The following is a 13075-nucleotide window of genomic DNA, read 5'->3' on the forward strand; positions in this document are numbered from 1 at the left end:
TATTTTGAAAGTCATCGTCTTGAAGAGAAAGTAAATCATCAATGTTTAAGCCTGATCGATAGGCTTGATCGTTCAGGCTTAAACAATGCTTTGTTCTGTCATATCATGGTCCCATGCTTTTTGTCCTCAAACATAGAGTCCCTGTTTTAGTATAGTGTCCATCTGAAAATTGAGTGGTAAATCAAGCGTCTCATCAATATCAAGAGGTTCTACTACTTTTTGCAATGAATAGTTGAGTCGTTGACAATAGAGTTGAAAAAAATCGTCATCATTTGAATCTTTTCTTTTACAGTAATTTAAAAAAGCTTTTACAATGTGGATTCTCTAATGTTGTTTAAAGTTGCCATAAGATACCCTCTATACGTTAAATTTTATTTTGAAATAATAGCTTCACTCATTAAGATGGCTGCTTAGTAAGATGTGACTAGCCCAGTGTTTAGGTCTGTTTGTCGAGCAAACATGTTATTTTAAACTCCGTGTTGGGACCTAATAGTTTAAAGTGCTTTCTACCGTGAGTTGGGGAGAACCATACCTCATCTATCTGTTCAGGCCACTTGGTTCCTGTACGTATTGCTGAGAGCATTTCAATTACCCATTCTTCGGTAATCTCCGGATGATCGTTTTCGTTAACCTCGTTTGTGCAGCTAACTTCGCCCTCAATTTTGATTTTAGCAGTGACCCCATAAAGATTATATATAAGACCGCATGGATTTAGTGAATAGCCATTGCAGCTGGCCATTCGCGTTATGAGGTACGAGATGGAATATGTAAGTGCTCTCTATAGTCTTTTTGTTTGTAAATCTTGATACAAAGCCCATTATTTGATTAGTCTCAAAACAATGAAGGGTGCCTTTGCCGAGTTTATCTGGTATCCCAAGATGTTCGTACAGTCAATCTTTCTTCTGGTTGCCTGTCATATCGTATAGAACTACACCAGCCAAATGTAGCGTAGAATTCCAATTATGAATCGAGATTGAAATGGTGACTTCCAGCTCAGTAAGGCAACATGCAGTTTGTTCGGTGATGATTTTATTGAGGGTTCATTAAGTTCACTAACCATATTGGGGTAGGTCCTCTTCTGATTAAAAAATCATCTGAATAAAAGTCTGTTGAAAAATGATTTATTATTCTCTTCTTTAGTTGGTGGGTATTTTTTGTGGAATGAATAGCTATAGTCTTTGCGCACGACGTCAACAAGTGTGTTTTTACTATCAGTGGTCAGCAACATTTCGCTTAATTTTTCAGGTAAAACCTCGTTGTGCTTCAGATACTCCTTATTACGTTCAACAGCATCACTCAATTTCATTTTAACCCAGGTGAATTTGTCGGTAGTAGATTGCTCATCAAACCTGTACATTGTATGATCAAACGGATTCTCTGCCATTCTATAATACTTCATAAAGGGTTGATCCTTCTCATTCACTGCACGGACATAAACAGGCTGATCTGCCGGCATGTAACCAATGTTAAGGTTATGACCCTCCCTCATTCCCATTATCCCTTCCGGTCCAAATGCTTTTGTGTCAAATTGATAGAAATGGCAATAACAAGCCTCTACAGTCGAGGATTTTGGTGTCAAAAGCGGGTCGCAATCAATTTGAATTTCTAGTAGATCGCTGTAGTTGACAACACCGTGATATATGTATTCTGAAAGCATGAACTCTTTTAACTGAAACTGCTCGTTTGCGTATCTCACAATTCGTATATACTTATCTGTCTGCGTCAAATTATTTACTCCTTGATATGATTATTGTTTAGATGTATATGATTAATTTTATTACCATGAAAATGAATAAGCAAGCTCTTCAATTATTGTGGTTTTTATAAAGAGCAAGTAAAGAATGACTATAGATTCTCATAGAGTTTTATGTTCAACTGCTTAACATTGATGAGCAATGCAAGCATTGAACGTTTAGTTATGACAAGCATTGTCTTTTTATTATATAATTTATTGGTAGATATCAAAAACAACATAAGATTAGGTGATTAAAATGGGAGTACAAATAATTTGTCTGAACGCTCTGGATCTAAAGGCTACTCGAAAGAATCTAAAAGAATATGATTATGAGCATGCAGAATTACTAATTAAAATAATAAATAATTTAGAAGGTACTAATTATACATTCGAGAAAGCCCTTGATAATGCTAGAACTGGTGGGCTAACATCAAAACAACCTGAAGCGCTTTTTAAGGATAAATTATCGGAAGTAAAAGCTGTTGTTGAGGTAAAGACCTTCGCATATGAAAATGATCAGCAAAAATCCAATGTTATGTATAAATTGCAAACACTCTATGCATGGTTTCAGGAATTTCATCAAGAAAATAGACAAGAGTCAATTTCATTTGTGTTTCAAATAAAAATTAAAAATAGTTCATTTAACCCTCGTATACTGATAAATGACCTAAAGAGATTATTAAAGGAATCAGAGATAGGCTTTGTTTTTGCAAATGACTATATTGATCTTACGATCAATCGGTGGGAAAGTTCACGAATATTAAACTTTGATGATCGAGATTTTTTTTATGAAGATTATACAAACCATATTTTAGTTTTTAATGAACTCGAATCATTTGATCGACAAAGGAAAATAGAGAATGCAATTAATTATGGTTATTTTGCGGAAATGCTATTCTCTAAATGGCAAGAAGACCAATGGAATTTGAAATTTCTGAAATACGAGAATCATAAGAAATATCTTCTCATATCATTTTTTATGCGATCTGAGATTGGAATTGCGTTAGCATCAGGAGATTTCAAACTCATAGATTTTTGTAATGAATTTATGGATAAATATGGAAGTTGCGCTTCTGTTCAACAGATTGATGGGATATTTATTTTTTTAGAAAATAAACTTATTGATCTAAAAAATTTAAGAATAGTGAAAGAATGGCCAACGAACGTTTGGGAAACATAAAAATATTGTTGGCTACCCTGCCGTGATTCTGGTTTCGCATCCCCTTTCAAAAACCCAACTCCGTAGTCGCTTCGTAGACGAGTTTTACCGCATCTAGCAGCACTAACATAGTCTTTGAAGAACATTGAAGATTGTGACGGGATCAAGGGCAAGGGCACTTAAAGCCGCCACATTCTTCAGGCACACCAAAAATAATCAACTAGGAGATAATTAGCTAAAGTTTATTGTTTTTAACTATTAGATTCTGTTTTTATGAAACTTTCAAATTGTGTAACTATCCATTTTTGGTTATTTTCAGCAATATATTGTTCCGCATTGATTAGTAACTCAACAAGTTCATTTTTTTCGAGTTTCATGTATCTGTTTTTTAAAGATTTGAGATCTCTATTGGTTTTAATTGAAGTATAATTTTTTAGACTTAATTCGTTTTTAAAAGAAGTTGAAAGTGTTTTTTTTGTTTTTCTTTTTAATTGAGTGTTTTCTTCGTAATAACTGTACAGCGCAATATTACTCTTAATAGAATTAGGATGTATTCCTTTTTTCTCTTTATCTAACTCTTTTGACATTTCAGAAATCTTTCTATAAGAGATTTGGATTCCCAGTTTTAATAATTCGTCTATAGCTGCTTTACCAAGTTCAAAAGTTCTGTTTTTCCGTAAAGTGTAAAGTTCATTCAACCAAGGTTTTTGAATTTTTTTCCTAGAATTGAATTTTTGGCTCATACGATTCATCCTTAATGTACTCTTCCATACTTTCAATTTCTCTAATTTCTAGCTGTGCTCTTTTCATTGCTAGCTTCATTTTTTTCGCTTCTACTTCTAATCCATGTTTTTCAAAATGCTTTTTACTATCTTTCGCCCAGTTATAATATTGTTCAATTTCACTCTTGAACTCAGGCTGAGGTACTTTTGCTGCACATCCCATACATGCCATTTTTGTTGGGCATACCGCATCAATAGTGCAGATACCACCTACGACTTTTGAAACAGTACCTACTTTTTCTTTGTACTCATCATAGGCATTTTTGAGTTCTTCTGGACTCCTCTGAATGCCTTGGTGAATATCAATATAAGATAACCAATTATCTTGTATATCTTCAATAGTATCTGATATTTGTATTTGAGTTGGCGCGGCATAATAACCGGTTACACTTTCGTCTTTCTGGTGTAATAATTGTCTAACTATATCTATTGGGAGTTTTTCCGTTTGAGCCATATGAGTAGCGAAGGCATGTCTCAAAAGATGCGTTTTAAGAATTACTTGATTTCCTTCTTCAGTTTGTATAATTAATCCATGTGTTAGAAACCTAATAACAGAATTAAGTGTGAACTGATTAATATGTTGGTTGTGGTACTGAAAAACATATTTCTTGTCTTTCATGATATGTTGACGAGACGTTATGCTATATTTTACAGTTGGAAGACTGTCAGAATTATAGTGATCCTTTAATTCTCGTAATATCATTATTAATGATTTAAATACTCTTTCAGGCATATAATAATTTTCTTCAATATCTCTTCCTTTTGGTATTAAACGAAATATATAATTTTTTTTAGGAGGAGATTGTTTCTTATCTTCAATGATGACGCAACAATCCGAATCATGGCTTACTTGTAAAATTTCATTCATTCTAGCTCCAGAGAATGATTGAATATCTAATGCAAATACAGCAAACATACATGCTATATACAGTGGCTCTACATTGATAAATAGTTTAGACTTATTTAAGTTCTGACTTTTGGTCAATGAGAACCCTTGAGTCAAAACCCCATTATTTCTTGATTGAAAAGGGTGTCTATTTTCTTGAGTATCATGCCCCCAATTTTCTAGAAATTCCACTCCTTCTTTTAGTCTCTCAGTCGATGCTTGGTTAGACCATGCCCCTAATAGACGATTTTTAAGTAATTCGAAAAACCATAGTCCTTCTCCTGGGGCGCCATCGGAGAGATCTATTGATTTCACAAATTCCAAAAAATACTCCCCTTGATTATCTCTATTTAATTCGAAATAGAGGCATTCATTCAAATATTCAGATTCCTTATAGTTAAATGAGTATGGTAAAGGTAACTTTTCGTCTTCTACTTTTGCAATTGCTTTGTTAGTAATTTCACGTAAACGTTTGATTTGATTCCACCTAATGTGGCATTGAGCGCGAATCGAAGGTAACAAAGGTGCTACAGCTGAAGACTCATCTTTACGCTTCTTTTGTGCTGAATTAATTGCTCGGTTTCGGAATGAATAATCTCTATTGTCAAAAGGAAATTCTGGAAAGAAAAACTCAGAAAAATGATTCTGTTTATCCATTGGAATTCTACTCTTAGTCCATTTTAATACATTGAATAAAAGCGATTTGTAATAAGAAATGAAAGCTTTTCGTTGACTATCTGTATGCTCTTCACAGATTGATCCAGACAAATAATCATGAATGTGTGAGTAATTTAATTCTGCCGCTTCCGTAAGTTTAAAGGCATTGAAGATATCCCTAAAACGTACATTTAAGCTAGCTAACATATTGTTAATTGATGCAGGTGACAACTTTCGATCCGTGGCACACAACACAGCTAAGGAGAAATGATTTGCCAGAGGGCTACCTAGACAGTATTTATAAATATAATTAAAGCTTTGTTTGTTGAGCAAATCCCATAAAAAATCATTCTCTATATTTTTCAGAGTGAGGATTTCTTCGTCAATCACTCCATTTAATTTGTTGTACCATTCTTTTGTTACAAGCAACTCCTGTGTCACTAGTCATCCATCCCTTTGTATAATTCTTGAATCCATTCATCTTCCACTGAAACTGGAGTAATTTCTTCTTTTTCTCTTTTACTCTTAGTGATTCGAGTTTTCACCAAATGTTCTTTTTCGAGTTCGTTCATTTTTTTCGCCATCGTCTCATGAATATCTCTGAATGCTGCTTCACTGAAATAGTGCTCATATACTTTAATTGTGTCGGAAGACTTCCATTTCATATAATTTATTAATTCATTTTTTTTGATTTCTATTTCACTGCTATCTTTAGACATCTCGTATATACTTTTAATCATATTGGTAACAAACCAGTGCCTAGTCTTATGAATATTTATTTTAATGTTAGCCTTTGCAGTGATTTTAATCCATTGTGAATAAAAAGCATTGTAGTTATACGGTGTTCCATGTCTAGTTAAAAAAATCTCATCATTATCTGAAAGTTTGTGAAAAGTTTGTTTACAGTGTGAGTATAATTTCCGTTCTCCATTTACATATCTAATGAACAACTTCAAAGTATCCTTTGAGAACCTCAAAAATTTTATTCTCTTATTTTCGCTGCCTTTATTTTGTGCAGCAATTTCATATTGATTTCTTCGCCTTCTGTAATCGCCCATTGTTAATGAAAGAACTTCATTAATTCGAGCTCCTGTTTCAAAAAGCATTCTAATTATTACTTCATCCCGAAGAGACCAATTTAGCAAAGAACCAGCCCTATAGATGATATAGGGAAGATCCTCATCAGCGATAATAATAGGCTTCCATTCATCTGCAACTAATTTAAAATACGATTCAGACTGTCTTCTATATGAAGACTGATATGGTGTTTCTGTCCCAGCTATTTTAGGTAACCGTGGTTTATTAATACGTATACTAGGAGCATTGTTATCTGCAATTGAAATGCTGTAATTTACATCAATGAGAGGATTCTGAAAAGAATATGTTTTTAAATGCAACGCGGTTCTATAGAATGCTTTAAGTGCAGCTAAGAAATGATTGATAGTTTGAGGACTTTTTTTTGTTTTAATAACGAAGTTATAGTCGTCTGTTGACCTCAATTTACAACCTAGCTCGTAGATTAAGTAATCTTCAATAGATGCCCTTAAAGCATGATGGCTGTCATACCAATTAACCCTTTTCCCTTGGAAATTACTATTTCTGCAAAGCCATGTGAAGAACCTTTCCAATGATACGAGATAAGATAATGCAGAACTCTCACTAATTCTTTTTTGTTGATAGAAATAAAAGTCTGTTAGAGGCATAAAAGGTTCATTTTTATCGTTAAATACTAATATAGAATATTTACTTTCAACTCCTTGAGGGCATTTGATGTGGTAATACATACTCACAGTTAAAATCCTTTCTTATTTGTGACACATTATTTAAGTCCTTAATAATATTAAAACAAATTGAGACTATATTCTACTAAATATTACATTGTATTTTGTACATATGTATTGAATACATAAAGCTAACAGCATACGTTCCGATTGAAATCGAATATTGCTGTTGTATATATGTTCTTGTCGTCCGACAATATATTACCTTGTCAAATATTATTAGTGTCATACACTATATAAGACGCAATTAAGATCATAACCTGACAAGTAGACGATCTATCGTTTCCATCGGATGCTTATTAATCCGTTTCATAAATTGACTGACATGAAGCTTGATTTTATAGAATTTCTCAAAAAAGACGTTGTTGACCACATCGGATTTAAGCCACAGCCACAGGCCTTCAATCGGATTCAGGTTTGGACTATATGGCGGTAGAAAGACCAAGTGCAAGCGCGATGTTCCTTCAAAAAAGGCTGCAGCCCGGTAGCATGATGAATGCGGCTGTTGTCCAGAATGAGAGCGAGCTTCCCATTCGGGTAAGCCGATAGCAGATCCTGCAGAAACCGAATAAAGGCGGCTACATCGGCTTTTTCTTCTTCACGATGATGGACCTGTCCGGTTTCGTAGTTGATCGCTCCAAATAGCTTGGCTCCTTCATGCTTGCCATACGTTGGCACTTGGCGTTGCTTACCGCGCGGAAACCAGTTGTATTGCAGCGCCTGATAGGAACGAATCATCGATTCGTCTTCAAAGAGCAAATGATTGATCTCTTCCGCCTCAACCTGTTTCTTGAGCTTGGCAAAGGTGTGTTTGCGAAAAAACTCTTGGGCGTCCTCATCGGCTTTGGCTAATGTATAGGTTGCTTTGGTAAAGCTGAAGTTCATCCGTTTGAGCATCGCGCTAATCCCGCGTACGCTCATGATAATGCCAAACTCCCGCTTGATCCATTCCGCTACCAGCGGGAGTGTCCAGGTGTAACGAGCTTCAAAGCCCACATCCGTCGGTTGCTGCTGTTCGAGCATCGTGGCTAACTGACTACGCTGTTCCTCCGTGAGTTTAGGCGGTTGTCCGGGAGAGTGATCCATTTCCAGACCAGCAAGACCATGCTTTTGGTAGTTCTGCCAATAGAGGCTGATCGTTTGACGAACGCGACCAAGCAGATCGCTAATCTCAGCAAACGAGTGCCCTTCCAGACGAAGACGGACGGCCAGGTACCTTTCGTAAAGACGTTTATCTGATGTTTCTTTCATCGCTGTATTCAATCGCTCGATTTCTTCGCTTTTCATGTTCATCGCCACCTTGGGTTGAAGTTACTATTCATTACCCCATTTGGCGACGGATTGGCCTCGTTAATTTCTTATTTGCGTCTTATATATATGCGCGCTTTTACCAGTTTAAAAATAATAAGTTGTTTACATTTTTATCTGCATCCACTTTTTCCAAGTTGTATCGCTTAACCGACAATGACTATTCAGCAGTACATGCGAGGAATGCTCTTAAGCCCTACCCTTCTTCATGCTTGCAGAGCTACCCCCCATCCAAGCCATACTTAAACAAAAGCAGCTACATCTGGCCCAGGGATACCATCTGGAGAAAAACGACGGGTCATCGGTGGCATGACGATTCGACTTGAAAGTGTAAGTTTGTCATTGAGTTTATATGTTTCGAACAAGAGTTCTGATGAAGTATTTGCACGTGTATGGCTCACAAGTTAATTCCTCATTTGGATTATCATTGACTATGGATAGACTGTATATCTTTAGCTCCTCCAATATCGAAAGCGGCGCATCGTAGCTCTGAAGTCAGGTTTGCTTTGTAAGCCGATTATGATGGCCGCCGTCAAATATCGTTCCCGGCGGGTGCGTAAAATTATACAGCTGCAGATCCTTCTAAAACTGCAGGTAAAGCCCATAGTCCGCCTGCGAGCAGCAAACAAAGAGGAAAAACTGAGGGCTACTTTCAATTACCGATCACTTTGTATTGAGAAAGGCATTAACCTCCATTGCGAATTCATACGGGGATTGAAACAAGAAGCCGTGATTAGCATCTGGAACCGTCTAGCCGCTGAAGGGTTGACAAAGGCGGCGCTCTACAACATGATTAGATCGATCATTCGATCTAATCCGAGGAAAGGAGGCTGGCACGCCGATGTTCGAGCGCTACAACAAAGTACAGAAGGCCGTCTTGGAGACGACGCTGCACCTGATTATCGACCGCGAGCTGCAGGCGACGTCGATGTCATTGATCGCGAAGGATTCCGGCGTCTCGACCGGGAATATTTATCACTACTTCAGCAGCAAGGAAGACATCATCAACGAGCTGTATAAAGCCATAGTGCTGTTCAACGGCGAGTTCGTCACGAAGGGCATGAATGAAGCCGAGTCCGTGCTGGAACGATTCCGCCGGGCGTGGCGCAGCGTGATCGAGCTGGGCAAGCAGTACCCGAAAGGATTCCGGTTCATCGAGCAGTACTCGTTCTCGCCTTATATTTATGAGCAGTCCAAGCTGGAAGCCTACAAGGGCGGCTGGTGCGGGCCGTTGGAAGAACTGTACCGCCGGGCGGTCGAAGAAGGACTTTTCGTCTCCCTTGATCCGCACATGATGGTGCAGATGCATTACGGCTCTATCGTCTATCTCTTGAAGAGCCATCAGCAGAACATGCTTGAGCTGACGGACGACGTCGCTGAGCAAGCAATCTTGGTCTGCTGGAACGCGGTGAGCAAAGAAAAAGGTTGGAACGGCTAAGTTCGGCCTGCTTCTTTTCGCCAACGGGCTTCGAGTTCGATTAACCCATTGTCCGCAATACATCATTGTCAAAGTAGAATGAACGTTCAATTTGGTCGGAATTAAATTATTAAATCGGGAGGAAATCATAAAATGACTACGAAAAAGACGATTTTCATTACAGGCACCAGCACGGGGCTCGGCAAGCTGACGGCCATTCATTTTGCGAAGCTTGGCTGGAATGTCGCCGCGACGATGCGCACGCCGGAGAAGGAAACGGAACTCACCGCTTACGACAATATCAAGCTGTTCAAGCTCGACGTCACGAACCTAGCGGAAGTGAACTCCGCCGTCGACGATGCGATCGCTGCATTCGGGAAGATCGACGTCGTCGTCAACAACGCCGGCATGGGCGTCTACGGGGCGTTGGAGCTGGCGGAGGAAAATACAATCGACTGGCAGTTCGCCGTGAACGTCCGCGGGCCGATCAACGTCACCCGCAAGTTTTTGCCGCATTTCCGGTCCATGGGCGGCGGCATGTTCATCAACATCAGCTCGTTCATGGGCTTTACGACGGCCGTTCCGCTCGGTTCGCTGTACAACATGTCCAAGTTTGCGTTGGAAGGCTTGACTGAAGGACTCTATTACGAGCTTAAGCCGCTTAACATCGAGCTGCGTCTCATCGAGCAAGGCGGTTCAAGTGGAAACAATTTTCAAAACAACATCCGCTGGAGCAAGGACGAGAATATTACTGCGTACGAGGGCCTGATGGACAAGGTCACTGCCTTGATGGCCGGGGCTGCCGAGAGCGGCGCCCTGTTCGACCCGCAAACCATCGTGGACGCCATCGCTGCTCAGGCGACGGGAGCGAGTCGTCAATTCCGGACGGTCGTCGGAGAGGCTGGCAACAATTTGCTTGCGCTGCGGAGATCCGTCCCCATCGAGGAGTACCTGGAAACGATCGCGAAAGGTTTCGAATGATGCTACTCGCCCAGTAAGCTTCATTGTTGAATTCATATATCACAGCCTCTCGGGCTGTTTATTGCGGAAAACACATCTTTGTTATGTCCATATATGGAAAACACTACAACTTCTTGTCGTTTGGAAAGGACAAGAAGTTGTATCTAGAGTAAAGGGCTGGGTTCAAAACCAGCCCCTCCTCATCAAACCGTACGTGAGGTTTTCCCTCATACGGCTTTCCGATGTTTGTCATTCATGTGCATGCAGATTACAACAGCGTTTTCAATCCATATTGGATGGTCAAGTATTTAACCTCCGACCGTGATCCTATCCATCTCCCACGTTGTTTCTTCTTCGCATACCACCGTGTTAAGCGTTGCAGAATATACCAATCTAACGCAGCCATTTTCTTCTGGCTGTAGTTCGTATAATAGTAATTTCTCCATCCTTGAATCTTTGGATTGAGCCATTCTATATGTTCCGAAAACGATCTTGAACGCATGTTCGGGGGTGCCAATCTTTCTTTAACGACCTCCCGGATTCGTTCCTCTGCCTTTTTCGTTAGCCACTGCTGCGTGGTGTAGTATATCTTCCCTTGAGACGTTTCTGCTTTCGTTTTTCGGTGGTGCATTCCTAAGAAGTCGAATCCTTCGTCTCCTGTCCATAAGCCTACAATGCGAGTTTAGGTCGGGTGTAGCGTTAACTCCAGACGTTCCATGATCCTGCGTGTGAGTTCATACGCATGTTCAGCATCCTTTTTGGTTTTACAGACCACCACAAAATCGTCTGCGTACCTCGTAAGCTCTCCGATTTCCCTCCCATGTCTCTCCCACAGTCGGTCAAAGTAATTCAGATAGATATCGCCAAAAGCGGTGAAATGACTCCACCTTACGGTGTCCCTAAATCGGAACACCTTACGTTTCCTTCTTCCATGACTCCCGCATGAAGCCACTTCCGTATTAATTTTAGTATCCGCCTGTCATGGATACGCATCTGTACCCATTTCCTTTGCGGTTACAGACTTTCCGGATTCGATTGAGCGCTTGTTTTGCACTTCGTTTCGGGCGAAATCCGAAGGATACTTCCCCAAGTCTGCTTCAAAGATGGGTTCAATGACTAGTTTGGTTGCCATCTGTATGACTCGGTCCCGTACGGTGGGTATACCCAGTGGCCTTTGCTTGCCGTCTTTCTTCGGGATGTAGTGTCGTCGTACGGGCTGCGGGTGGTAGTCGCCTTCTTTTAGCTCTTGCTCACACGTATTTCGCCCTGTTCCTCCATATCCGCTAGCGTCACAGCATCTATTCTTGCAGCCCCCTTGTTGGCTTTCACTCATTTCCATGCTTCCCACAAAACATTCCACCGATACACCTTGTCATACAGCGCATGGAATTTACGCTTGCTGTTCTCCTTGGCCGCATGACCTAGCTTTTCTTGGAGTTGTTGAACTTTTTCCTTTGGTGTCGTTAGCCGTTTGGCATTCACTCACTCGTACCTCATCCAAAAGCATAAACAAAGCAGGGCCCCTTCCCTCCCCAAGGTTATGTTGTCCTTGGGTTCTTCGGTACTATGGGCCCCTCGGACTCCCTTCCCACAGACGGTTCACTTCGTCTTTTGGACTTATAGAATGTCTCTTTACGGATTTCTAAAAAAATTCCGTGTGGGGGAGGGTCTCCCCAGTTCACTGCATTATCTTTCAACCCATGCCGTTCCCTATACGCCGGAGGGTTCTTCACTGCTGCTCCAAATTCTGCACAGTTTCCTTGGCCTTCGTCTATTATAGCGAGACTCGGCACCCTCTTTTCCCCTTCGCAGGGCCTTTTTGACGACGCGGCAGGATTCACTTGATGTTGCGGCCTGGATTGTTGCTCGCCCAGTCTCTGACCGGTACTTTCGTCAATGCGCTTCTACACACAGATTTCGCCATGCGCAGGCATCCTAGCTACAAAGGTGGCTTGGCCCCTCCTTGGGTTGGACTTTCACCAACTAGATAATGCGTGCCTCTGGGCACGCCCATATAATAAAGCCGCGTTAAACGCGGCTTTTGTTCTTTCCAACGTGCTGGCTGCGAAGCAATGACAGCAGAAATAACCTCAGTCAATTCTTCAACTGGCCTGGTCAGATCCAGTTGTATATCCAATGTGGATTTTATCTTTGCCATGGATTTAATCACCTCCTCAACACGCAAAATAAGCATCTGAGTTATCAGAGGCTTTCATACTTGTATCTTAAATTGGTTCTGCTGCTATAACGCTACGGATTTTAAAAACCCATATGTTATTAACCTAATACGAACGAGCAGGATAGTTGAATAACAGTAATCAATCTAAGGAGCATGTCGACCTAGGGGAGGCTTCAGCCTAAACGGGACTACGCAGGTTGTAGTTAAATTA

At 40.2% G+C, this 13075-nt stretch carries 12 protein-coding genes and 1 pseudogene; 3 read left to right on the plus strand and 10 right to left on the minus strand.

The genetic code is table 11. From position 1 onward, the window contains the following. Positions 1-1090 precede the first annotated feature (1090 nt). A complete protein-coding gene (locus tag AC0WRU_RS12010) occupies positions 1091-1726 on the minus strand; it encodes a hypothetical protein (RefSeq protein WP_476128468.1) in 636 nt (211 codons plus the stop codon). 265 nt (positions 1727-1991) lie between these two features. Here AC0WRU_RS12010 and AC0WRU_RS12015 point away from each other — a divergent pair, with 265 nt between their 5' ends. Next, the gene (locus AC0WRU_RS12015; RefSeq protein ID WP_476128469.1) at positions 1992-2915 is read left to right on the plus strand and encodes a hypothetical protein; all 924 of its coding nucleotides are present in this window, start codon (positions 1992-1994) and stop codon (positions 2913-2915) included. A 230-nt stretch (positions 2916-3145) separates the two neighbouring features. Here AC0WRU_RS12015 and AC0WRU_RS12020 read toward each other — a convergent pair whose 3' ends face one another. The 4 genes and pseudogenes from AC0WRU_RS12020 to AC0WRU_RS12035 form a co-directional block, all read right to left on the minus strand. Further along, on the minus strand, positions 3146-3637 hold the full coding sequence (locus tag AC0WRU_RS12020; protein ID WP_476128470.1) for a hypothetical protein: 492 nt from the start codon (positions 3635-3637) through the stop codon (positions 3146-3148). Then, a complete protein-coding gene (locus AC0WRU_RS12025) occupies positions 3615-5660 on the minus strand; it encodes a site-specific integrase (protein ID WP_476128471.1) in 2046 nt (681 codons plus the stop codon). Before AC0WRU_RS12025 ends, AC0WRU_RS12020 begins: the two co-directional genes overlap by 23 nt. Further along, positions 5660-7003, minus strand: coding sequence for a tyrosine-type recombinase/integrase (locus tag AC0WRU_RS12030; protein WP_476128629.1), 1344 nt, complete (start codon positions 7001-7003; stop codon positions 5660-5662). Before AC0WRU_RS12030 ends, AC0WRU_RS12025 begins: the two co-directional genes overlap by 1 nt. A 250-nt stretch (positions 7004-7253) precedes the next feature. Further along, a pseudogene (locus AC0WRU_RS12035) lies at positions 7254-8293 on the minus strand (IS630 family transposase). 856 nt (positions 8294-9149) lie between these two features. Between AC0WRU_RS12035 and AC0WRU_RS12040 the strand changes: the two are divergent. Then, positions 9150-9746: a TetR/AcrR family transcriptional regulator gene (locus AC0WRU_RS12040; RefSeq protein ID WP_476128472.1), complete on the plus strand. Its 597-nt coding sequence runs from the start codon at positions 9150-9152 to the stop codon at positions 9744-9746. A gap of 132 nt (positions 9747-9878) precedes the next feature. Beyond that, positions 9879-10706 carry an SDR family oxidoreductase gene (locus AC0WRU_RS12045; RefSeq protein WP_476128473.1) on the plus strand — a complete coding sequence of 276 codons (828 nt, stop codon included), beginning with the start codon at positions 9879-9881 and terminating at the stop codon, positions 10704-10706. Positions 10707-10953: 247 nt separating this feature from the next. Here AC0WRU_RS12045 and AC0WRU_RS12050 read toward each other — a convergent pair whose 3' ends face one another. The 5 genes from AC0WRU_RS12050 to AC0WRU_RS12070 form a co-directional block, all read right to left on the minus strand. Continuing rightward, positions 10954-11316, minus strand: a complete 363-nt coding sequence (locus AC0WRU_RS12050; RefSeq protein WP_476128474.1) for a group II intron maturase-specific domain-containing protein — start codon at positions 11314-11316, stop codon at positions 10954-10956. A gap of 51 nt (positions 11317-11367) precedes the next feature. After that, a complete protein-coding gene (locus AC0WRU_RS12055) occupies positions 11368-11598 on the minus strand; it encodes a hypothetical protein (protein WP_476128475.1) in 231 nt (76 codons plus the stop codon). A gap of 66 nt (positions 11599-11664) precedes the next feature. Continuing rightward, entirely contained in the window at positions 11665-12018 is a 354-nt protein-coding gene (locus AC0WRU_RS12060) for a hypothetical protein (RefSeq protein ID WP_476128476.1), read from the minus strand. Then, positions 12015-12167, minus strand: coding sequence for a hypothetical protein (locus AC0WRU_RS12065; protein ID WP_476128477.1), 153 nt, complete (start codon positions 12165-12167; stop codon positions 12015-12017). The genes AC0WRU_RS12060 and AC0WRU_RS12065 overlap by 4 nt, the downstream gene beginning before the upstream one ends. A 457-nt stretch (positions 12168-12624) precedes the next feature. Continuing rightward, a complete protein-coding gene (locus AC0WRU_RS12070; RefSeq protein ID WP_476128479.1) occupies positions 12625-12843 on the minus strand; it encodes a hypothetical protein in 219 nt (72 codons plus the stop codon). Positions 12844-13075: the final 232 nt, after the last annotated feature.

It is taken from the genome of Paenibacillus sp. 1-8 (genome assembly GCF_056316205.1).

What these genes read in the sequence shown, in the direction of transcription:
- AC0WRU_RS12015 (WP_476128469.1), top strand. Translation starts at nt 1,992, where the DNA reads ATGGGAGTACAAATAATTTGTCTGAACGCTCTGGATCTAAAGGCTACT.
- AC0WRU_RS12020 (WP_476128470.1), bottom strand. Translation starts at nt 3,637, where the DNA reads ATGAGCCAAAAATTCAATTCTAGGAAAAAAATTCAAAAACCTTGGTTG.
- AC0WRU_RS12030 (WP_476128629.1), bottom strand. Translation starts at nt 7,003, where the DNA reads ATGTATTACCACATCAAATGCCCTCAAGGAGTTGAAAGTAAATATTCT.
- AC0WRU_RS12040 (WP_476128472.1), top strand. Translation starts at nt 9,150, where the DNA reads ATGTTCGAGCGCTACAACAAAGTACAGAAGGCCGTCTTGGAGACGACG.
- AC0WRU_RS12045 (WP_476128473.1), top strand. Translation starts at nt 9,879, where the DNA reads ATGACTACGAAAAAGACGATTTTCATTACAGGCACCAGCACGGGGCTC.
- AC0WRU_RS12050 (WP_476128474.1), bottom strand. Translation starts at nt 11,316, where the DNA reads ATGCACCACCGAAAAACGAAAGCAGAAACGTCTCAAGGGAAGATATAC.
- AC0WRU_RS12060 (WP_476128476.1), bottom strand. Translation starts at nt 12,018, where the DNA reads ATGAGTGAAAGCCAACAAGGGGGCTGCAAGAATAGATGCTGTGACGCT.
- AC0WRU_RS12070 (WP_476128479.1), bottom strand. Translation starts at nt 12,843, where the DNA reads ATGGCAAAGATAAAATCCACATTGGATATACAACTGGATCTGACCAGG.